At 72.0% G+C, this 21,158-nt stretch carries 15 protein-coding genes; 4 read left to right on the forward strand and 11 right to left on the reverse strand.

Annotated features, from left to right (window positions below):
* Nucleotides 1-21 precede the first annotated feature (21 nt).
* From ACFVGW_RS01980 to ACFVGW_RS02030, 11 genes are all read right to left on the reverse strand, one after another.
* Nucleotides 22-3,705: a ThuA domain-containing protein gene (locus ACFVGW_RS01980; protein WP_385850339.1), complete on the reverse strand. Its 3,684-nt coding sequence runs from the start codon at nucleotides 3,703-3,705 to the stop codon at nucleotides 22-24.
* Nucleotides 3,706-4,007: 302 nt separating this feature from the next.
* Nucleotides 4,008-5,012 (reverse strand): sugar phosphate isomerase/epimerase family protein, encoded by a 1,005-nt coding sequence (locus tag ACFVGW_RS01985; RefSeq protein ID WP_383219971.1) that lies wholly within the window; start codon nucleotides 5,010-5,012, stop codon nucleotides 4,008-4,010.
* Between the two features lie 13 nt (nucleotides 5,013-5,025).
* Entirely contained in the window at nucleotides 5,026-6,252 is a 1,227-nt protein-coding gene (locus ACFVGW_RS01990; protein WP_385850340.1) for a Gfo/Idh/MocA family protein, read from the reverse strand.
* Nucleotides 6,253-6,341: 89 nt separating this feature from the next.
* Nucleotides 6,342-7,379 (reverse strand): substrate-binding domain-containing protein, encoded by a 1,038-nt coding sequence (locus tag ACFVGW_RS01995; RefSeq protein ID WP_385850341.1) that lies wholly within the window; start codon nucleotides 7,377-7,379, stop codon nucleotides 6,342-6,344.
* Nucleotides 7,380-7,472: 93 nt separating this feature from the next.
* Nucleotides 7,473-8,480: an ABC transporter permease gene (locus ACFVGW_RS02000; RefSeq protein WP_385850342.1), complete on the reverse strand. Its 1,008-nt coding sequence runs from the start codon at nucleotides 8,478-8,480 to the stop codon at nucleotides 7,473-7,475.
* The gene (locus ACFVGW_RS02005; protein WP_383219968.1) at nucleotides 8,477-9,997 is read right to left on the reverse strand and encodes a sugar ABC transporter ATP-binding protein; all 1,521 of its coding nucleotides are present in this window, start codon (nucleotides 9,995-9,997) and stop codon (nucleotides 8,477-8,479) included. The genes ACFVGW_RS02000 and ACFVGW_RS02005 overlap by 4 nt, the downstream gene beginning before the upstream one ends.
* 211 nt (nucleotides 9,998-10,208) lie before the next feature.
* The gene (locus tag ACFVGW_RS02010; protein ID WP_383219967.1) at nucleotides 10,209-11,390 is read right to left on the reverse strand and encodes an ROK family protein; all 1,182 of its coding nucleotides are present in this window, start codon (nucleotides 11,388-11,390) and stop codon (nucleotides 10,209-10,211) included.
* Nucleotides 11,391-11,555: 165 nt separating this feature from the next.
* Nucleotides 11,556-12,200, reverse strand: coding sequence for a class F sortase (locus tag ACFVGW_RS02015; protein WP_385850343.1), 645 nt, complete (start codon nucleotides 12,198-12,200; stop codon nucleotides 11,556-11,558).
* Nucleotides 12,201-12,274: 74 nt separating this feature from the next.
* On the reverse strand, nucleotides 12,275-13,054 hold the full coding sequence (locus ACFVGW_RS02020) for a hypothetical protein (RefSeq protein WP_385850344.1): 780 nt from the start codon (nucleotides 13,052-13,054) through the stop codon (nucleotides 12,275-12,277).
* A gap of 133 nt (nucleotides 13,055-13,187) precedes the next feature.
* Nucleotides 13,188-13,865 (reverse strand): GntR family transcriptional regulator, encoded by a 678-nt coding sequence (locus ACFVGW_RS02025; protein WP_383289933.1) that lies wholly within the window; start codon nucleotides 13,863-13,865, stop codon nucleotides 13,188-13,190.
* Nucleotides 13,866-14,018: 153 nt separating this feature from the next.
* Nucleotides 14,019-14,966: a beta-ketoacyl-ACP synthase III gene (locus ACFVGW_RS02030; protein WP_352188152.1), complete on the reverse strand. Its 948-nt coding sequence runs from the start codon at nucleotides 14,964-14,966 to the stop codon at nucleotides 14,019-14,021.
* A gap of 271 nt (nucleotides 14,967-15,237) precedes the next feature.
* Here ACFVGW_RS02030 and ACFVGW_RS02035 point away from each other — a divergent pair, with 271 nt between their 5' ends.
* Genes ACFVGW_RS02035 through ACFVGW_RS02050 form a run of 4 tightly spaced genes read left to right on the forward strand, consistent with a single transcriptional unit; the run spans nucleotide 15,238 to nucleotide 21,155 of the window.
* Nucleotides 15,238-16,215 carry a 2-dehydropantoate 2-reductase gene (locus tag ACFVGW_RS02035; RefSeq protein WP_385850345.1) on the forward strand — a complete coding sequence of 326 codons (978 nt, stop codon included), beginning with the start codon at nucleotides 15,238-15,240 and terminating at the stop codon, nucleotides 16,213-16,215.
* Nucleotides 16,212-18,152, forward strand: a complete 1,941-nt coding sequence (locus tag ACFVGW_RS02040) for a molybdopterin oxidoreductase family protein (protein WP_385850346.1) — start codon at nucleotides 16,212-16,214, stop codon at nucleotides 18,150-18,152. The genes ACFVGW_RS02035 and ACFVGW_RS02040 overlap by 4 nt, the downstream gene beginning before the upstream one ends.
* Complete coding sequence (locus tag ACFVGW_RS02045) at nucleotides 18,133-20,298, forward strand: NADH-ubiquinone oxidoreductase-F iron-sulfur binding region domain-containing protein (protein ID WP_385850347.1); 2,166 nt, start codon at nucleotides 18,133-18,135, stop codon at nucleotides 20,296-20,298. The genes ACFVGW_RS02040 and ACFVGW_RS02045 overlap by 20 nt, the downstream gene beginning before the upstream one ends.
* On the forward strand, nucleotides 20,295-21,155 hold the full coding sequence (locus ACFVGW_RS02050; RefSeq protein WP_385850348.1) for a 2Fe-2S iron-sulfur cluster-binding protein: 861 nt from the start codon (nucleotides 20,295-20,297) through the stop codon (nucleotides 21,153-21,155). The genes ACFVGW_RS02045 and ACFVGW_RS02050 overlap by 4 nt, the downstream gene beginning before the upstream one ends.
* Nucleotides 21,156-21,158: the final 3 nt, after the last annotated feature.

Consider the following 21,158-nt stretch of genomic DNA (forward strand, 5'->3'; position numbering starts at 1 on the left):
GCCGCCGGCTGGGCGGGAGCTCTACGAGGGGAGCTCCCTGAGCTTGATGTCGCGGAACGACACCTGGTCGTCGGCCCCGTGGTTCTGGAGGCCGATGTGACCGTCCTTGAGGCTGCGGGCCGGGTCGGTGTTGGTGAAGTCGTTGATCTTCACTCCGTTGAGGAACACCTGGAGCCGCTCGCCGCGCACGCGGATCTCGTAGCTGTTCCACTGACCGGGCGGTCGCAGCACGCTGTCCCTGGCCGCCAGGTCGGCGGACTTGAAGCCGTAGACGGCTCCGGTGGTCCGGTCGGCGGCGTCGGTCGCGTCGATCTGGATCTCGTAACCCTTGTTCACGGCGGACCAGGGGTCGTCGGAGGCGGGGAAGCCGACGAAGATGCCGGAGTTGTCGTCGCCCGCCGCCTTCCAGTCGAGCGTGAGGGAGTAGGAGGAGAACTCCTTGGCCTGGTACCAGAGCATGCCCATGCCGCCTACCGAGCGGATTTCACCGTCGACGATGTCGAAGCCGCCGGGTCCGGCCTGCTTCCAGCCCTCGCGGGTCTCGCCGTTGAAGAGCGCGCGGTAGCCGGTCTGCGGCCGGCAGTCGGCCGCGGTCTGTCCGGTGGCGTAGGCGAGTCCGCCGAGGAGGTGCTGCCGGAAGGCCGGCTCGGCGTACGACTCCTTGGTGTGGCCGCCGCCGGTGTAGAAGGAGCGGCCGCCGCCGTAGGTCTTGCACCAGGCGATCGGGTGGTCGCCCTTCATGGTGCCGCCCTCGTAGGTGGTCTCGTCCAGGGTGGCGAGGATCCGGGCCTGACCGCGCGGGTTGGTGCGGTAGTTGTACCACTCGTCGGTCCGCTGCCAGGGGCCGTCGAGGTGTGCGGTGGCCGGGTGGCCGTGGTCCTCGACGCGTACGGTCGCGGGCTGGATCTGCGGGTGCGAGGCGAAGTGGGCGCCGACGAGACCGCCGTAGAACTCCCAGTCGTACTCGGTGTCCGCGGCGGCGTGGATGCCCATGTATCCGCCGCCGGTGGAGACGTAGTTCTCGAAGGCCGCCTGCTGTTGGGCGTCGAGGACGTCGCCGGTGGTGGAGAGGAAGACGACGGCGTCGTAGCGGGCGAGGTTGCTGGTGGTGAACTGGCGGGGTTCCTCGGTGGCGTCGACGGTGATGCCGCTGCCGGCGCCGAGCTCCCTGAGTGCGGCGATGCCGGTGCCGATGGAGTCGTGCCGGAACCCGGCGGTCTTCGAGAAGACCAGGACCCGCTTGGCGTCGCGGTTCACCGGGGCGTTGGAGATCGTGAAGTCGTCGACGTCGTAGAGCGCGCCGGAGCCGCCCTTGAAGACGAGGAAGAGTTCGGTGGTGCTGCGGGGGACGGTGCGCAGCGGTACGTCGATGTCCTGGAACGTCTCCCAGCTGCCGGTGACGGGGACGGGCGCGGAGCCGTGGAGCGTGCCGGTGGGCGAGCCGGTGCGGACTTCGAGGAAGCCGCCGACGCCGCCGGAGGAGACGCGGGCGGTGAGCTTGGTGGCGCCGCTCAGGTTGTAGGGCTTGAAGGAGATCCAGTCGCCGTCGTGGATGTCCCCGACGGTGCGTCCGCCGTTGGCCTCGGCCTTGTCGAAGACGTTGACGCCGTTCTGGGCGTCGAAGTGCTCGGCCTGGCGGTGGCGGGGCTGGAGCTTGGCCTGGTCGTGGGTGGTGAGGGCGGCCTGGCCGCCGCCTCCGCCGTCGGTGTACTCGGCGTCGAAGACGGCGAAGATGTTGGCGTCGTCGTCGTGGCCGCCGTCGGAGGACGTCTTGATGGTGCCGGAGCAGCCGTTGGCCGAGGTGACGGGGTGGCCGTGGCTGTCGTGGCCGAGGACGTAGGTGACCTTGACCTTGGCGCAGTCGATCGTGCCGTCCTCCGGGTCCGTGACCTTCACCTTGAAGGGGACGTCGTCGCCGAAGGAGAAGAGGGCGCCCTCCGCGGGGAGTTCGAGGGTGACCTTGGGCGCGGTGTTGCCGACGACGACGTGGACGGAGGCGGAGCCGGTGCGCCCGCTCGGGTCCTTCGCCGTCACGGTCGCGGTGTAGGTGCCGTTCTTGCGGTAGGTGTAGGCGGGGTTTGCGGCCGTCGACGTACCGCCGTCGCCGAAGTCCCAGCTGTAGGTGAGGGTGTCGCCGTCGCCGTCGGTGGTGCCGGCGGAGGAGAAGGTCACCTTCAGCGGGGAGGTGCCGGAGGTCTTGTTCGCGCTCGCCTCGGCGACCGGGGAGCGTCCGCCGGTGGCGTTCTCGATGCGGTAGAGCCCGGAGTTGTGGTCGCCGCCGAACCAGGCGGTGCCGTAGTCGAGGACGTACAGCGCGCCGTCGGGTCCGAAGGCCATGTCCATGACCTGGGTGCCGGTCCAGGGGACGGAGTTGATGGACTGGACGGCGCCGTCGGCGCCCTGCTCGATGCGCTTGATCCAGCGCCGGCCGAACTCACCGGCGAAGAAGTCGCCGTCGTACGCCTCGGGGAACTTGACCGGGGAGGTGGAGGCTGCGTCGTAGCGGTAGACGGGCCCACCCATGGGTGACTCGGAGCCGGTCCCGAACTCCGGTACGGAGCCGCCGTTGTACGGGATCCAGGCCGCCTCGGCCGGCGGGAGGTCGACGAGGCCGGTGTTGTACGGCGAGTCGTTCTTCGGGGCGGCGCAGTCGAAGGCCGCGCCGGACACCTTGGTCGCGAAGTCGTAGTCGAGGTAGGCGTCGTTCTTGCCGGTGCAGAAGGGCCAGCCGAAGTTGCCCGGCTTGGTGATGCGGGCGAACTCGACCTGGCCGGCGGGTCCCCGCTTGGGGTCCGCGGCGCCCGCGTCGGGGCCGTAGTCGCCGACGTAGAGGACGCCCGTCGCCTTGTCCACACTGAAGCGGAAGGGGTTGCGGAAGCCCATCGCATAGATCTCGGGACGGGTCTTCGCGGTGCCGGGGGCGAAGAGATTGCCGTCGGGGACGGTGTACGAGCCGTCCTCGGCGACCTTGATGCGCAGGATCTTGCCGCGGAGGTCGTTGGTGTTGCCGGAGGTCCGCCGGGCGTCGAACGCGGGGTTGCGGCCGGGGCGTTCGTCGATGGGGGTGAAGCCGTCGGAGGCGAAGGGGTTGGAGTCGTCGCCGGTCGAGAGGTACAGGTTGCCCTGGGCGTCGAAGTCGATGTCGCCGCCGACGTGGCAGCAGATGCCGCGGGTGGCGGGGATGTCGATGACCTTCTTCTCGCTCGCATTGTCGAGCGTGCCGTCGGCCTTCAGCGTGAACCGGGAGAGGCGGTTGACGCCGTCGTACTTCTCGAAGTCGGCCGCCGTGCCGTTCTCGGGGGCGTCTCCGGCGGGAGTGTCGAGAGGCGGGGCGTAGTAGAGGTAGATGGCCTTGTTCCGGGCGAAGTCCGGGTCGAGCCCGATGCCCTGGAGGCCTTCCTCGTCGTGGGAGTAGACGGGGACGGTGCCGATGACGGTGGTGTTGCCCGCCGCGTCGGTGCGGCGCAGCTCGCCGTTCCGCGAGGTGTGCAGGACGCTGCGGTCGGGGAGCACGGCCAGCGACATCGGTTCGCCGACCTCCTCACCGCCCTTGGCGAGGGTGACCTGCTGGAACTCCTCGGCGGCCGCGGCGGTGCCGGCGCCGCCGTCCGTCTCGGCCGCGAGGGCCTGTTGGCCCCCGAGGGTGAGGAGTCCGACGGCGAGGAGGGCGAGTGTCTTTCTGGCTCGGAGTCGTTTGCTGTGCACGGATGTCCTCCGGAGTAGGGCCGGGTGTGCGGGTGTCCGGGGACCGGCGCGCGCCGTCACGCTGGTCTCAAAGCACGGTCGAGCGAAGTGGAACGAGGTGGAGCGAAGGGCTGGATGGAACGAGGTGGAGCATCGTTACGCCATGAACACATCAGGGACCGTAGCGGGGTTCGTCCTCAGCGGAAAGCCCTTGCGCACGGACCTCGTCTAACTTTTCACCGCGACAGGACAAAGCCTGCCGAGGGCACGGCGGAGCGACCCGGTGGCGACATGGCCGCCGGGCGGTCACCTGCCATGTCGGGTCAGTCGCGGCCCCCGAAGGCCGCGTCGAAGGAGGCGGTCGGCGGGTCGAAGTCGTACCGCTTGAGATGAGAAAGCGCTTCCGGTGCGCCGGTCAGCCGGTCCATCCCGGCGTCCTCCCACTCCACGGAGACGGGTCCCGCGTAGCCGATCGAGCGGAGCATCCGGAACACGTCCTCCCACGGCACGTCACCGTGCCCGGCCGAGACGAAGTCCCAGCCGCGCCGCGGATCGCCCCACGGCAGGTGCGAGCCGAGCCGCCCGTTGCGCCCGTCGAGACGCTTGCGGGCCTCCTTGCAGTCCACGTGGTAGATCCGGTCGCGGAAGTCCCAGAGGAAGCCGACCGGGTCCAGGTCCTGCCAGACGAAGTGGCTCGGGTCGAAGTTCAGCCCGAAGGCGGGACGCCGGTCCACCGCCTCCAGTGCGCGCTGCGTGGTCCAGTAGTCGTACGCGATCTCGCTCGGATGGACCTCGTGCGCGAAGCGGACGCCCTCGGCGTCGAAGACGTCCAGGATCGGGTTCCAGCGCTCCGCGAAGTCCTCGAAACCGCGCTCGATCATGCGCTCGGGGACCGGCGGGAACATCGCCACGAGATGCCAGATCGACGAGCCGGTGAAGCCGATGACGGTGTCGACGCCGAGTGCGGCGGCGGCCCGCGCGGTGTCGGCGAGCTCGCGGGCGGCCCGCTGCCGTACGCCTTCGGCCTCTCCGTCGCCCCAGATCCGGGCCGGCACGATCGCCTGGTGCCGCTCGTCGATCGGGTGGTCGCAGACCGCCTGGCCCACCAGGTGGTTGGAGATCGCCCAGCACTTCAGGCCGTACTTGTCGAGAAGGGCGCGGCGGCCGTCGACGTACGACGGGTCCGCCAGCGCCTTGTCCACCTCGAAGTGATCGCCCCAGCAGGCGAGTTCGAGGCCGTCGTAGCCGAAGTCACGGGCGAGCCGGCAGACCTCCTCCAGCGGCAGGTCGGCCCACTGGCCGGTGAAGAGGGTGAAGGGACGGGTCACGGTCGAAGGCCTCCTAGAACTGTACGGGGGTGTAGACGGCGTTCTTCTCGGCGCTCTCCTCCACCGCGGCGAGCACGCGCTGGACCTGCAGACCGTCCGCGAAGGTCGGCGCGGGCGCCGTCCCGGACGCGACGGCGAGGACCAGGTCACGGGCCTGGTGGGCGAAGGTGTGCTCGTATCCGAGCGCGTGGCCCGGCGGCCACCAGCCCTCCAGGTACGGATGGTCCGGCTCGGTCACGAGGATCCGGCGGAAGCCCGCGGAGGCGGCCGGCTCCGTGTGGTCGTGGAAGGAGAGCTCGTTGAGCCGCTCCAGGTCGAAGGCGAGCGAGCCCTTCTCGCCGTTGATCTCCAGACGCAGGGCGTTCTTGCGTCCCGCGGCCATCCGGGTCGCCTCGAAGGAGGCGAGCGCCCCGGAGGCGAGCCGTCCGGTGAACAGCGCGGCGTCGTCGACCGTCACCGCCCCGTACGTCCCGCCCGTCGCCGCGCCGGAGAGTCCGGCCGACACGCCCGCGAGCAGCGGACGTTCGCGTACGAAGGTCTCGGTGAGCGCCGAGACCCCGACCAGGAGCTCCCCCGCGAGGTACTGGGCGAGGTCGACCGCGTGCGCGCCGAGGTCCCCGAGGGCCCCGGACCCCGCGTGCTCGCGCTCCAGGCGCCAGGTCAGCGGGAAGCCGGGGTCGACGAGCCAGTCCTGCAGATACGTGACCCGTACGTGCCGCAGGGCGCCGAGCCTGCCCTCGGCGACGAGCCCACGGGCGTACGCGATGGCCGGCACCCGCCGGTAGTTGAAGCCGACCATGGCGACCTGGCCACGGGCGGCCGCCGCCTCCGCGGCGGCGGCCATGGCCTCGGCCTCGGCGACGGAGTTGGCGAGCGGCTTCTCGCACAGCACGTGCTTGCCCGCCTCCAGGGCGGCGATCGCGATCTCCGCGTGGCTGTCGCCCGGGGTGCAGACGTCGACGAGCTGGACGTCGTCGCGTGCGACGAGGGCGCGCCAGTCGGTCTCGGCCGCCGCCCAGCCGTGCTTGGCCGCCGCTGCCCGGACGGCCGTCCGGTCACGGCCGGCGACGGCGGCGAGCACGGGCCGCAGCGGCAGGTCGAAGACACGCCCCGCGGTCCGCCACCCCTGGGAGTGGGCGGCGCCCATGAACGCGTAGCCGACCATGCCGATGCCGAGTGACGGCGCCGTGGCCTCGCCGGCCTGACCGGTCGGGCCGGCCTCGCTCTCCCGCTGTTCCATACGGTTCCTCCTCATCGGTTGCACGGTGGGGGGTGCCGGGCTCGGGGGGATCCGCCGGCCACCCCCGAGGGCCGGCGGCCGGACCCCGGTCAGCTGAAGCCGGTGGGCAGGTACTCGTCGACGTTCTCCTTGGTCACCACGGCCGAGTAGAGGGTGAGGGAGGCCGGGATCTCCAGCTCGGCGAGTCCCCCGACGCCCTTCTTCTGGCCGAGGGCGCGGGCCAGGTCGATGGCGGAGGCGGCCATGGTCGGCGGGTAGAGGACGGTGGCCTTGAGGACCCCGTCGTCGGCCTTGATGGCGTCCATCGCGGACTTGGCGCCCGCGCCGCCGACCATCAGGAAGTCCTTGCGGCCGGCCTGCGCGATGGCCCGCAGTGCACCCACACCCTGGTCGTCGTCGTGGTTCCAGAGAGCGTCGAACTTGGGCTGCGCCTGGAGGAGTTGGGCCATCTTGGCCTGGCCTGACTCGACGGTGAAGTCGGCGGCCTGACGGGCCACCTTGCGGATGTTGGGGTAGTTCTTGAGGGCGTCGTCGAAGCCCTGGGTGCGCTGCTTGGTCAGTTCCAGGCTGTCCATGCCGGCGAGTTCGATGACGGTGGCGCCCGGCTTGTCCTTGAGCTTCTCGCCGATGTAGCGGCCGGCGTTGAGGCCCATGCCGTAGTTGTCGCCGCCGATCCAGCAGCGGTAGGCCTGCGGGGAGGCGAAGACGCGGTCCAGGTTGATGACCGGGATGCCGGCCTTCATGGCCTGGAGGCCGACCTGGGTGAGTGCCTTGCCGTCGGCGGGCAGGATGACCAGGACGTCGACCTTCTTGTTGATGAGGGTCTGGATCTGGCCGATCTGGGTGGCGGTGTCGTTGGAGCCCTCGGTGATCTCCAGCGTGACCTCGGAGTACTTCTTCGCGCGCTCCTTGGCGTTCTGGTTGATGGCGTTGAGCCATCCGTGGTCGGCCTGGGGACCGGCGAAGCCGATGGTGACGGGGGTGCCGGGCTTGTCGTCGGCGGCAGGGGCGTTGCTCGCGGCTGGGGCCGCGTTCTTGGGCTCGTTGCTGGTACAGGCGGTGAGGAGCGCGCCGGCCGAGACGGCGGCGGAGCCGAACAGCAGGCCTCTGCGGCTGGTTTCTGGCATGGCGATGAATCCCTTCGGGAGTGAGGGAGGAACTCGGGGGGCGGGGGGATGGGGCGGATGGGGAGGACGGGGCGGATGAGGTGGGGGGGGAGGTCAGGTCTCGCCGTGGCGCGCGGTGCGGTGCCGGACCAGGACGGCGGCGACGATGATCGCGCCCTTGGCGATCTGCTGGACGTCGCTCTGCAGGTTGTTGAGCGCGAAGATGTTGGTGATCGTGGTGAAGACCAGGACACCGAGGACGGAGCCGACGATCGTGCCGCGGCCGCCGGTGAGGAGCGTGCCGCCGATGATCGCTGCGGCGATGGCGTCGAGTTCGTACAGGTTGCCGTTGGTGTTCTGGCCGGAGCCGGACAGGATGATCAGCAGGAAGGCCGCGATGCCGCAGCACAGACCGGAGAGCAGATAGAGGTAGAGGCGCTGCCGGCGTACGTCGATGCCGGCGAGGCGGGCGGCTTCCGCGTTGCCGCCGACGGCGACCGTACGGCGGCCGAAGGTGGTCCGGTTGAGGATCAGCCAGCCCGCGACGGTCACGGCGCCGAAGACGAGGACGAGCGGCGGGACGCCCAGGATGTAGGCGTCGGGGATGCCGAGGTCGAGGACGGAGTCCACACTGACGATCTGCGTGCGCCCGTCGGTGATCTGGAGCGCGAGACCGCGGGCCGAGGCGAACATGGCGAGGGTCGCGATGAAGGGGACCATTCCGCCGTACGCGATGAGCAGCCCGTTCACCAGGCCGCACCCCACGCCCACGACGACTGCGGTGAAGAGGATGCCGGCGAATCCGTACTCCTGTGTCGCCAGTGTGGTCGCCCAGACGGAGGCGAGGGCGACGATGGCGCCGACGGAGAGGTCGATGCCGCCGCTGGTGATGACGAAGGTCATGCCGACGGTGACGACGCCGATCACGGACGCCTGGGTGAGGACGAGCTGCAGGTTGGAGACGGCGAGGAACTCGTCGGGCCGGGTGAAGCCGCCGACCGCGATCAGCACGGCCAGTACCCCGAGCAGGGAGAGGTTGCGGACGTCGGCCCGCAGCCCGAGCGGGCGCCGGCCGCCCTCCTGCGCAGGCGCCGTGGTGTCCTTGGCGGTGGACAGCGTCATGACGTGGGGCTCCCTTCCATCACGAGGTCGAGTACACGGTGTTCGTCGAGCTCGCGGGCCGGGGCCGTGTGGACGACACGGCCCTCCCTGAGCACCAGGACACGGTCGGCCAGGCCCAGGACCTCGGGCACTTCGCTCGACACGAGGAGGACGGCGAGGCCGTCGTCGGCGAGGCGGCGGATGACGGCGTACAGCTCGGCGCGGGCGCCGACGTCGACGCCCCGGGTCGGCTCGTCGAGCAGGAGGACGCGGCAGCCGCGCAGGAGCCAGCGGGCGAGGACGGCCTTCTGCTGGTTTCCGCCGGAGAGGGTACGGATCGGGGCGTCGGGGTTGTCGGGCCGCAGGGACAGTTCCCTGGTGGCCGCCCGGGAGGCCTCGCGTTCGCCGGTACGGTCGATCCAGCCTGCGCGCGAGAAGCGGGCGAGCGTGGAGACCGAGACGTTGCGGGTGACGGACTCCAGCATGAGCAGCCCCTGCGCCTTGCGCTCCTCGGGAGCGAGACCGAGCCCGGCGCGGACGGCGTCGCGGACGCTGCCGGGGCGCAGGGCGCGGCCGTCGACGACGACGCGTCCGGCGGTGGCCTTCCGGGCGCCGTACACCGTCTCCAGGATCTCGGAGCGGCCCGAGCCGACGAGCCCGGCGAGGCCGACGATCTCCCCGGGCCGCAGTTCGAGGTCGACGGGGGCGAACTCGCCTTCCCTGGCGAGGCCTTGGAGCTGGAGCACGGGCGCGCCGGCCGGCGGTTCGGCGGGGCGTGGCGGGAAGACGTACTCGACGTTGCGGCCGGTCATCAGGGCGACGATGTCCCGGGTGGGTGTCGAGGCGGCGGGCAGGCCGCCCGCGACGGCTCGGCCGTCCTTCAGGACGGTGACCCGGTCGCCGATGCGGCGGATCTCCTCCAGACGGTGGGAGATGTAGACGACGGCGACCCCGTCGGCGGTGAGGTCGGCGACGATGCGGAACAGGTTGTCGACCTCGTCGGGGTCGAGGGCGGCCGACGGTTCGTCCATGACGATGAGACGGACGTCGTGCGAGAGGGCGCGGGCCATCGAGACGATCTGCTGCTGTGCGGCCGACAGGTCGCCGACGCGGCGGGCGGGGTCGATCTCGGGATGGCCGAGCCGCTTGAGGAGCGACGCCGTGGACGCCTTGGCGGCGCGGCCGCGGACGACGAATCCGGCGGTGGTGGGTTCGTGGCCGAGATGGACGTTCTCGGCGACGGAGAGCCCTTCGACGAGGTCGAGTTCCTGGTAGATGGTGGCGATGCCGAGGCGCATGGCGGCGATCGGGGAGCGGAGCTGGACGGCTTCACCGCGCCAGGTGATGCTCCCGCCGTCGGGCTGGTGGGCGCCGGCGAGGACCTTGATCAGGGTGGACTTTCCGGCGCCGTTCTGGCCGAGGAGGCAGTGGACCTCCCCGGGGGCGACGTCGAGGTCGACGCCGTCGAGTGCGCGGACGCCGGGGAAGGACTTGGTGATGGCGGACATGGTGAGCAGGGGTGGCTGTTCTGGGGGCATGACGGGGTTCCCCTCGGCGGGTGCGGGTGGCGCCTGGGCGAGTGGTGACGGGTGGGGCTGGATGGGGCTGGATGGGCGGGCCGGCTGACGCGGGTGTGCGCCTGAGCGGGTGCGGGGTGAGGAGGCACGGGCGGGCGCGGGCCGGCGGGGCGGGGCGCGCCCACCCGTGCCGCCCCGGCGGCACGGGTGCCCACGACCACCCGGGAGACGGCTACGCCGGGGAGAAGACGTGGTCGCTGATGAGGCGGGCCGCGCCGATCACTCCGGCGGTCGGGCCCAACTCGCCCAGCACGATGGGGAGGTTGCCGGTGGCCAGCGGGAGGGACTGGCGGTAGACCTGGGTGCGGACACTGGCGAGAAGGTTGTGACCGAGGCCGGTGACCCCGCCGCCGATCACCACCAGACCGGGATTGAAGAAGCTGACGAGTCCGGCGATGACCTGCCCGACCCGGTTGCCGCCCTCACGGATGAGGGCGAGTGAGGTGGCGTCGCCCGCGGCGGCCGCCGCCGCGACGTCGACCGCCGTGAGCCGGCCGGCCGCCGCGAGGCGTCCGGCGAGCTCGTCCGACCGGCCCGCGCGCGCCGCGTCCTCGGCGTCACGGGCCAGGGCGGCGCCGCTGAAGTGGGCTTCCAGGCAGCCCTTGTTGCCGCATGCGCAGGAGCGGCCGTCGGGTTCCACCTGGATGTGCCCGATGTCCCCGGCGCTGCCCGTCGTACCGCGGTAGACCTGCCCTCCGACGACGATGCCGCAGCCGATGCCCGTACCGATCTTGACGCAGAGGAAGTCGCCGACCGAGCGGGCGACGCCGGCGTGCTGCTCCCCCATGGCCATCAGGTTCACGTCGTTGTCGACCATGACCGGACAGCCCAGTTCCTGGCTGAGCGCCTCCCGTACGGGAAAGCCGTCCCAGCCGGGCATGATCGGAGGCGCGACCGGGACGCCCTCGGGGAAACGGACCGGACCGGGGACGCCGATGCCGGCCCCGTCGAAGCCTTCGGCGAGGCCGGAGGCGCGGAGCTTGGACGCCATGGCGAGCGCCTGTTCGAAGACCGCGACCGGGCCCTCGCGGACGTCCATGGGGTGGTTGAGATGCCCGAGCACCTCCAACTCGGCGTTGGTGACGGCCACGTCGACGGACGTGGCTCCGATGTCGATGCCGAGGAAGCGGAGTTCGGGAGCGAGCCGGATGTTGTGCGACCGGCGGCCACCGCGGGAGGCGGCGAGTCCGTCGGCGACCACGAGGCCGGTCTCCAGGAGCCGGTCGACCTCGACGGCCAGTTTGGAGCGGGACAGGTCGATCTGATCGCCCAGCTGCGCACGGGAGTTGGGACCTCCGTCGCGCAGTAGGCGGAGCAGCCGCGCCTGGTGCGCGTTGGCGGGTCGTGCCGTCATGCGTCTCACGCGCCCCTCCCCTGACGAGTCGGCGAAGCCCTTCGGTCGGCTCGCCGCCGGGCTTTCGAGGGGAACGTAGCAGTGGCGTCCGGGACTGGGAAGAAGTTGCGCAGCAATCCGGTCCGACTTTTTCCCGAGTGAGGACAAAGCCTTCCGGCCCAGGGGTCAGCGCACCTCGACGAGGCGGGCGGAGACGACGACGTTGCCGTCGTAGCCCTTCTGCCGGGAGAAGCCTCCGCCGCAGGTGAGAAGGCGCAGCTCGGGGTGGGCACCACCCTGGTAGATCCGCTCGGCCGGGAAGCCCTCCTTCGGCACGACCTCGATGCCGTACACGGAGAAGACGGCGGTCCGGCCGTCCTGACGGGCGATCTCGACGCGTTGGCCCTTGGCCAATGCTCCGAGTTCGTAGAAGACGCTCGGCCCCTCCGGGGTGTCGACATGGCCGACGACGACCGCCGTGCCCTTCTCGCCGGGCGTGACGGCGCCGGTGAACCAGCCGGCGAGGTTGGTCTCGTGCGCAGGCGGGGTGTCGATCCAGCCCTCGGTGTCGAGCCCGACCGGCGTCACGGGCGCGTCGATACGGACGCCGGGCACGCGGACGCGCGTGGGGCGGGAGGCGCGCAGTGCGCCGGGGCCGGGCGCGGGAGCGAGGGCGGCGGCGCGCTGCGGGGCCGCGGCGGCGAGCGGCTGCGGGGGGCCTCCGGCGCGCCACTCCTCCGTACCGCCCCGGACCAGATGGACGCCCACGAGCAGGACGACGGCGACGACGCCCCAGGCGCCGCGCCTGGACAGTCCGCTCGACCCGTGCACGATCCGCACTCCCGTCGTACGTGGACGACGCTCCCCCGCCCCGGATCTCGTCACACCGGGGCGAAGGAGCCGTTTCAGGCGAGGTCGTCGGTACCGCGACGGCGTGTCAGGAGCACACCGCCGCCGCCCAGCGCGCCCGCGATCAGCGCGGCGCCGATGGCGACCTCCGTGGCGCCGAGCTCTCCCGCGCCGCCGCCGAAGCCGGCCTTGACGCCCTTGTGCGCGCCGGTGTCATGGCCGCCCGTCGAGTGACCGGGGGAGCCGGCGGCGATGACGAGAGGAGCGGTGCCCTTCTCGCCCTTGCAGTCGAAGGTCACCTGGTACTCCGCGGCGATCTTCGCCTCGACGTCGATGGTGGCGGTGCCCGCCCGGCCCTCGGTGAGCGTGACGGTGTCGAAGACGCCGGAGGAGACGGTCACGGAAGAGGCTTCGCAGCCGTCGGACTTGAGGGTGACCGAGCCGCCGGGGGAGACCGTCGCGGGCGTGACGGAGAAGCCGAAGGAGGTGACGTTGCTCGCGGTGCCGTCGGCGGACGGCACCCCGTCGCCGGACGCGCCGGCCCCCACGGGGCCGAGGGGATCGGCCGGGTCCAGCGGGTCCACGGGGACGGCCGGATCCAGCGGGTCCACGGGGACGACCGGATCCACCGGGTCCACCGGGGCGACCGGGTCAGCGGGGTCCGCCTGAGCGCCGCCGGCGTCCGTCGGGTCTCCCTTCGCACCGCCGGCCCGCGCGCCCACGCTCGGCGTCGCGTCGCTCCCGGTCCCCTCGTCGGCCAGGGCGGACGTCGCCGCCCCGAGCGACAGGGCGGCCGTGGCGAGCAGGGCCGCGGAAGCAACACGTATCGCGCGCATGGCGATCCTCCAGATCACACGAGGAACGCCCGGCGGCCCGTTGCCGCGTACGGCGGGTGATGTCCCTCGCCCCGTCCGAAGCTAGGGCGGCCCCGGGCGCGCCGCCACCGGGCTCCGCCGAACGGGGAACACCTCAGCCCTGGCTGTGCTCGCGGTAGGTGGCGCGGGTGTGCTCCGTGTGGGCGCGCATGACCGTCGTGGCGCGGGCCTCGTCACGGGCGGCGATCGCGGCGATCAGCTCCCGGTGTTCCTTCCAGGACTGCTCGCCGCGCTGCCGGGCGACCGGCGTGTAGTACCAGCGGACGCGGCGGTCGACCTGACCGGCCAGCTCCGACAGGACGAGGTTCCCGGCCAGCTCCATGACCTTGGCGTGGAAGGCGGCGTTCGTCGCCACGGCCAGATCGACGTCGTCGTCCGCCACGGCCCGCTCCCCCTTCGCGCAGAGCTCCTCCAGGGCGGCGATCCCCGCCGAGCCGGAGTTCGCGGCGGCGAGCCGGGCGGCTTCGGCCTCCAGGAGCGTACGGACGGAGAGCAGTTGGTCGGCCTCCTCGTCGGTCGGCTCGTGGACGAAGGCTCCCTGCGCGGGCCGGAGGTCGACCCAGCCCTCGGTGTTCAGCCGCTGGAGCGCCTCGCGGACCGGCTGTCGGGAGACCCCGAGGTGTCCGGCCAGTTCGCTCTCGACCAGGTGCTGACCGGGGCGCAGGGCGCGGGTGGTGATCAGTTCGAGCAACGCCTCGTAGACCCGGTCGCGCAGCGGCCCGGGCCGCTCCAGCCTGGGCACGGCCCCTTGCGGCAGTCCTGCGGACAACATCGCGGCCCCCTCGTACGCCGTAGGCGATCAGCACAGATTGGCTATCGTCTACAGTCTACCGGCGCTCATGTCCAGGCATACGGCCCCGCGTGATCTCGGCCGGAACACGAGCCACGGAACCCGCGCCCCAGCAGGCGAGTCGCGGCACGCGAGCTACGGAACGCGGACGACCTGCCCGGCGTACGAGAGGTTGCCGCCGAAGCCGAACAGGAGGGTCGGCGCGCCCGACGGGAGCTCCCCGCGCTCGACCAGCTTGGCGAGCGCCATCGGGATCGAGGCGGCCGAGGTGTTGCCCGACTCGACCACGTCGCGGGCGACGACCGCGTTGACCGCGCCGATCTTCGCCGCCAGCGGCTCGATGATCCGCAGGTTGGCCTGGTGCAGCACGACGCCGGCGAGCTCCTCCGGCGCGATCCCTGATCGCTCGCACACCTGGCGGGCGAGGGCCGGCAGCTGCTGGGTGGCCCAGCGGTAGACGGTCTGGCCCTCCTGCGCGAACCGCGGCGGGGTGCCTTCGATACGGACGGCGTGGCCCATCTCCGGTACGGAACCCCAGAGCACCGGGCCGATGCCGGGCTCGGCGCCGTCCTCCACGGCCTCGACGACCGCCGCGCCCGCGCCGTCCCCCACGAGTACGCAGGTGGTGCGGTCGGTCCAGTCGGTGATCTCGGTCATCTTGTCGGCGCCGATGACCAGGGCGCGCCGGGCCCCGCCCGCCCGGATCGCGTGGTCGGCGGTGGCGAGGGCGTGGGTGAAGCCCGCACAGACCACGTTGAGGTCCATGGTGGCGGGCGAGCCCATGCCGAGCCGGGCCGCGACGCGGGCCGCGGTGTTGGGCGAACGGTCGATCGCGGTGGAGGTGGCGACGAGGACCAGGTCGATGTCGTCGGGACCGAGACCCGCCGCGGCGAGCGCCTTGCCCGCGGCGTGGGCGGCGAGTTCGTCGACCGGTTCGTCGGGTCCGGCCATATGACGGGTCCTGATGCCGACGCGGCTGCTGATCCACTCGTCGCTGGTGTCGACCAGCTTGGCCAGGTCCTCGTTGGTCAGGACCTTGGCGGGCTGGTAGTGCCCGAGCGCGGCGATACGAGTGCCCGTCATGCCCGGGACCCCCTTGGTTCAGGTGACGCATGGTGCGCTTGCGCGGTTCAAGCGGAAGCAGGACCACCCAGTCTTGCCAGCGACTGATCGGTAACCGGGCACGTAAACCACCAAGATTCGCCCGTACCTGTTGGGAGACCGTGACAACGGCGGGGAACGGGCGGCCTCCCGACCCCTTGTCGACCCTCACTCCATACTGTAGACAATATTTCGTCGACACATACTCGCACGTCCTCCCTCACGGTTCCCTCGACCGAACGGAGATCCGCACGTGAAGGTCGCAGTCCTCGGCGCCGGTGCGATCGGCGCCTACGTCGGAGCCGCGCTCGACCGCGCCGGCGCCGATGTCCATCTGATCGCCCGTGGACCGCATCTCGCGGCCATGAGGCAGCACGGTGTACGGGTCGAGAGCCCGCGCGGCGACTTCACCGCCCGGGTGCACGCCACCGCCGACCCGGCCGACGTCGGCCCCGTCGACTTCGTCTTCCTGGGCCTGAAGGCCAACGCGTACGCGGCGTGCGGGCCGCTCATCGCGCCGCTCCTGCACGGCACCACGGCGGTCGTCGCCGCGCAGAACGGCATCCCCTGGTGGTACTTCCACCGCCACGGCGGCCCGCACGACGGCCATCGCGTCGAGAGCGTCGACCCGGGCGGCACGGTCTCTGCCGTCCTCGCCCCCGAACGGGCCATCGGCTGTGTCGTCTACGCCGCGACCGAGCTCAGCGGCCCCGGGGTCGTCCGCCACCTGGAGGGCACCCGGTTCTCCATCGGCGAGCCCGACCGCTCGGTCTCCGCACGCTGCGAGGTGTTCGCCGAGGCGATGCGCGCCGGAGGGCTGAAGTGCCCCGTCGAACCCGAGCTGCGCCACGACATCTGGATCAAGCTGCTCGGCAACATCTCCTTCAACCCGATCAGCGCCCTCGCCCGGGCGACGATGCGTCAGATGTGCCTGCACGACGGCACACGACAGGTGATCGAGCAGATGATGCACGAGACCCTGGCCGTCGCCGCCGCCCTCGGCTGCCGCCCCGACATCTCCGTCGAGCGCCGCCTCGCCGGGGCCGAGCGGGTCGGCGACCACCGGACCTCCACACTCCAGGACCTGGAGCGGGGCAAGCCGCTGGAGCTGGACGTGCTCCTCGCCGCCGTGGTGGAGCTGGCGGACGTCACCGACGTGCCCGTGCCGGCGCTCCGTACCGTCCACGCCCTGTCGGACCTGCTCGCGACCCAGTCCAGGAGCACGGCATGAAGAAGCGGAACCGCGAACCGAAGACGTACACCCGGCTCACCCACCCGCTCGTACGGGACGAGAAGGGCGGGCCGCTGCGGCCGGCGAGCTGGGACGAGGCCCTGGAGCGGGCGGCGGCCGGGTTCCGCGCGGCACGGGGCGCGTTCGGGATGTTCTCCTGCGCCCGCGCGACCAACGAGATGAACTACGTGGCGCAGAAGTTCGCGCGCGTGGTGATGGGCACCAACGACGTCGACTCGTGCAACCGTACGTGTCACGCGCCGAGCGTCGCCGGTCTCTCGGCGGTCTTCGGCTCGGGCGGCGGCACCTCCTCGTACGAGGAGATCGAGCACACCGACGTGATCGTCATGTGGGGCTCCAACGCCCGCTTCGCGCACCCGATCTTCTTCCAGCACGTGCTGAAGGGGATACGGAACGGAGCGCGGATGTACGCCGTCGATCCGCGCCGGACCTCGACCGCCGAGTGGGCCGAGAGCTGGCTCGGGCTCGACGTCGGTACGGACATCCCGCTGGCGCACGCCATCGGCCGGGAGATCGTCCACGACGGCCTGTACAACCGGGCGTTCGTGGAGCGCGCGACGACCGGCTTCGAGGAGTACCGGGCGCTGGTGGAGCCGTGGACGCTGACGGCCGCCTCGAAGGTGACGGGCGTTCCGGCCGCCGCGATCCGGGAGCTGGCGCACGCCTTCGCGCGGGCGGAACGTGCCCAGCTCTGCTGGACGCTCGGCATCACCGAGCACCACAACGGCACCGACAACGTCCGCGCGCTGATCAACCTGGCGCTGCTGACCGGGCACGTCGGACGGTACGGCTCGGGGGTCCAGCCGCTGCGCGGCCAGAACAACGTGCAGGGCGGCGGGGACATGGGCGCGATCCCGAACCGGCTGCCGGGCTTCCAGGACATCCTCGACACGGAGGTGCGGGAGAAGTTCGAGTCCTTCTGGGGCGTGGGCATCCAGCCGCGCTACGGGCGGAACCTGACCGAGATGTTCGACGCGATGGAGAGCGGCGAGCTGCGGGCCGTGTACTGCATCGGCGAGAACCCGGCACAGTCGGAGGCGGACAGCGCGCAGGCCATGGGGCGGCTCGCGAAGCTGGACTGCCTGGTGGTGCAGGACATCTTCCTGACGAAGACCGCGGAGTTCGCGGACGTGGTCCTGCCGGCGACGGCGGCCTGGTGCGAGACGGACGGCACGACGACCAACAGCGAACGGCGGGTCCAGCGGGTACGGAAGGCGGTGCGGCCGCCGGGCGAGGCCCGCGAGGACATCGACATCATCTGCGAGCTGGCGCGGCGGCTCGGCCACGAGGAGTGGGGGTACCCGGACGCGGAGGCCGTCTGGAACGAGCTGCGCGCGCTGTCGCCGGACCACTGGGGGATGACGTACGACCGCCTGGAGGAGCACCAGGGCATCCAGTGGCCGTGCCCGGACCTGGAGGGGCTCGAACCGTCCTTCCTCCACGGCCGGTTGTGGGAGCCGGATCCCGGGCGACGCGGCAGACTCGCGCCGTTCGGGATCGTCCGGCACGACCCGCCTGTCGATCTGACCGACGAGCGGTATCCGATCCGGCTGACGACCGGCCGGCGGCTCGACTCGTACAACACCGGTGTGCAGAGCGGGAGTTTCGCGTCCCCGCTGCGGCGCGGTGAGTACGTGGAGCTGTGCCCGGAGGACGCGGAGCGGTACGGGGTCGCGGTGGGCCAGGAGGTACGGGTGACCTCGCGGCGCGGGTCGGTGGTGGCGCCGGTGTGGGTGGACCCCGCCCTGCGGCCGGGACTCGCGTTCATGACGATGCACTTTCCGGACGAGGTCGACACCAACCAGCTGACGATCGAGGCGAACTGTCCGATCGCGGGCACGGCAGAGTTCAAGGCGTCGGCGATACGGATCGAGAGGGTGACGGAGGTGGCGGAGGATGGATCTGCGCTTCGGTGACGCCAGGCCGACGGACGAGGAGCGGGAGGCGGTCGACGCGGTCCTCGGTCCCCCGCGGTCGGCGTGGGAGGGCGCGGACGACCGTTCGGCGGCGGATCTGCGGTGGGCGCGGGGCGGACGGGAGGCCCGGGAGCGCAGGGACCTGCTGCTGCCGGGGCTGCACGCGCTCAACGACCGGGTGGGGTGGATCAGCGAGGGCGGCCTGGACTATCTGTGCCGGCGGCTCACGGTGCCGCCGGCGGAGGCGTACGGGGTGGCCACGTTCTACGCGATGTTCGCGGTACGGCCGCGCCCGGCGCAGGTCCTCCACGTCTGCACGGACCTGACGTGCGCGGCGCGGGGATCGGCGGCGGTGACGGCGAGCCTCACGGCCGAGGGCGTCGCCTTCGAACCGAGCCCGTGCCTGGGCCTGTGCGAACGGGCCCCGGCGGCGCTGCTGGTACGGGCGGGGGCGGACGCCGCCCCCGTCGAGATCCCCGGCCCGCCCGGGCCATCCGAGATCCCCGGCCCGCCCGGGCCATCCGAGATCCCCGGCTCGTCCGGGCCACCCGGGACCTCCGCCCTGCCCGGGCCACCCGCGCCACCCGAGCCCCCTTCCCTGCCTGGGCCCACCGGGACCCCCTCCCCGCCCGGGCCACCCGAGCCCCCCTCCCTGCCCGGGCCCGAGACCGACGGCCCGTCCGAGCGCCCTCCCGGCCCCGGCACCGCCCTGCTCGGCGCGCTCAGCGGCCAGGAGCCGACAGCGGCCGCCTTCCAGAACTCCGTCGCACCGGGAGGCACGACCCGCGGCGCCGGGTCCACCACCGTCGCCCCGGCCTTCCCCCGCACCCGCCTGGCCGTCGTCGTCGCACCAGCGACGGCCGACGAGCTCGCCCGGGCCGTCCTCCGGCCCGAGGCCACCGCGCCCGAGGCACCCGCCGTCATGGCCGTCCCGCAGGCCGGACACCCTGGGCTCACGCTCCTCGGGCGGGTCGGGGTCGTCGATCCGGGCAGCGTGGACGACTACCGGGCGCACGGCGGATACGCCGCGCTGCGGCGGGCCTTCGCGCTCGGGCCCGCCGGGGTCGTCAGGGAGGTCACGGAGTCCGGGCTCGTGGGGCGCGGCGGGGCCGCGTTCCCGACCGGGCGGAAGTGGCAGGCGACGGCCTCCCAGCCCGAATCCCCCCACTACGTCGTGTGCAACGCCGACGAGTCCGAGCCGGGCACCTTCAAGGACCGCGTGGTCATGGAGGGCGACCCGTACGCGCTCGTCGAGGCGATGACCGTCGCCGGGTACGCCGTCGGTGCCCACCGGGGCTATCTGTACATCCGCGGCGAGTATCCCCGCGCCCTCGGAAGGCTCGGTCACGCCATCCAGGAGGCCCGGACGCGCGGGCTGCTGGGCGACGACGTCCTCGGCAGCGGCTTCGCCTTCGACATCGAGATACGCCGCGGCGCCGGCGCGTACATCTGCGGTGAGGAGACGGCCCTGTTCAACTCCATCGAGGGGTACCGGGGCGAGCCGCGCTCCAAGCCGCCCTTCCCCGTGGAGAAGGGGCTGTTCGGCAGGCCGACGGCCGCCAACAACGTGGAGACGCTCGTCAACGTCCTGCCGGTCCTCACCCGCGGCGCCGAGGCGTTCCGCGCCACCGAGACCAAGCTCTTCTGCGTGTCGGGCAACGTCGGCCGTCCCGGTGTGTACGAGCTCCCGTTCGGGGCGACCCTCGGCGAGCTCCTCGCTCTCGCGGGGCGCCCGGACACCCTGCGCGCGGTGCTGCTCGGCGGGGCGGCGGGCGGGTTCGTCCGCCCGGACGAGCTGGACATCCCGCTCACCTTCGAGGGCACCCGGGCCGCCGGCACCACGCTCGGCTCCGGGGTCGTCCTCGTCCTCGACGACTCCGTGGACCTGCCCCGGATCCTGCTGCGCATCGCGGAGTTCTTCCGCGACGAGTCCTGCGGCCAGTGCGTGCCCTGCCGGGTGGGCACGGTCCGCCAGGAGGAGGCACTGCACCGGATCAAGGACCGCACCGGCGCGGCGGCGGCCGGTGACATCGCGCTGCTGCGCGAGGTCGGCCAGGCCCTGCGCGACGCCTCGATCTGCGGTCTCGGCCAGACCGCGTGGAACGCCGTCGAGTCCGCCATCGACCGTCTGGGGGTCTACCGGTGACCACGATTCCGCTCGCCCCGCCCCGCCGTCTTCTGGAGTTCACGCTCGACGACGCCCCCGTGCGCGTCCCCGAGGGTGCCACGGTCCTCGACGCCTGCCGCGCCGCCGGGAAGGACGTGCCGACGCTCTGCCACGGCGACACGCTCACCCCGAAGAACGCCTGCCGGGTGTGCGTCGTCGAGGTCGAGGGAGCCCGGACCCTCGCCCCGGCCTGCTCGCGCCGCGCCGAGCCCGGGATGGTCGTCCGCACGGACACCGAGCGGACCCGGCACAGCCGGAAGGTGGTCCTGGAGCTGCTCGCCTCCTCGGTGGACCTCTCCACGACCCCGCGCGCCGCCGAGTGGATCAAGGAGTACGGGGCGGAGCCCGACCGCTTCGGCCCGGAGGCCCGGCGTCTCGGCGAGGAGCCGCGCGTCGACAACGACCTCTACGTCCGCGACTACGACAAGTGCATCCTCTGCTACAAGTGCGTCGACGCGTGCGGCGACCAGTGGCAGAACTCCTTCGCGATCTCCGTGACGGGCCGTGGCTTCGACGCCCGGATCGCCGTGGAGCACGACGGGCCGCTCACCGAGTCCGCGTGCGTGTACTGCGGCAACTGCATCGAGGTCTGCCCGACGGGCGCGCTGAGCTTCAGGCGGGAGTTCGACATGCGCGCGGACGGCACCTGGGACGAGGCCGCGCAGACGGAGACGACGACGGTCTGCGCGTACTGCGGGGTGGGCTGCAACCTCACCCTGCATGTTCAGGACAACGAGATCGTCAAGGTCACCTCCCCGCACGACAACCCGGTGACCCATGGCAACCTCTGTATCAAGGGCCGCTTCGGCTTCCAGCACGTACAGAATCGGGTGTAACCA

Source organism: Streptomyces sp. NPDC127129 (assembly GCF_042671585.1).
Taxonomy (GTDB): domain Bacteria; phylum Actinomycetota; class Actinomycetes; order Streptomycetales; family Streptomycetaceae; genus Streptomyces.

Coding starts and splice junctions, on each gene's coding strand:
- ACFVGW_RS02005 (WP_383219968.1), bottom strand. CDS start 9,997: ATGCCCCCAGAACAGCCACCCCTGCTCACCATGTCCGCCATCACCAAG.
- ACFVGW_RS02025 (WP_383289933.1), bottom strand. CDS start 13,865: ATGTTGTCCGCAGGACTGCCGCAAGGGGCCGTGCCCAGGCTGGAGCGG.
- ACFVGW_RS01990 (WP_385850340.1), bottom strand. CDS start 6,252: ATGGAACAGCGGGAGAGCGAGGCCGGCCCGACCGGTCAGGCCGGCGAG.
- ACFVGW_RS02040 (WP_385850346.1), top strand. CDS start 16,212: ATGAAGAAGCGGAACCGCGAACCGAAGACGTACACCCGGCTCACCCAC.
- ACFVGW_RS02010 (WP_383219967.1), bottom strand. CDS start 11,390: ATGACGGCACGACCCGCCAACGCGCACCAGGCGCGGCTGCTCCGCCTA.
- ACFVGW_RS02020 (WP_385850344.1), bottom strand. CDS start 13,054: ATGCGCGCGATACGTGTTGCTTCCGCGGCCCTGCTCGCCACGGCCGCC.
- ACFVGW_RS02000 (WP_385850342.1), bottom strand. CDS start 8,480: ATGACGCTGTCCACCGCCAAGGACACCACGGCGCCTGCGCAGGAGGGC.
- ACFVGW_RS01995 (WP_385850341.1), bottom strand. CDS start 7,379: ATGCCAGAAACCAGCCGCAGAGGCCTGCTGTTCGGCTCCGCCGCCGTC.
- ACFVGW_RS02030 (WP_352188152.1), bottom strand. CDS start 14,966: ATGACGGGCACTCGTATCGCCGCGCTCGGGCACTACCAGCCCGCCAAG.
- ACFVGW_RS02045 (WP_385850347.1), top strand. CDS start 18,133: ATGGATCTGCGCTTCGGTGACGCCAGGCCGACGGACGAGGAGCGGGAG.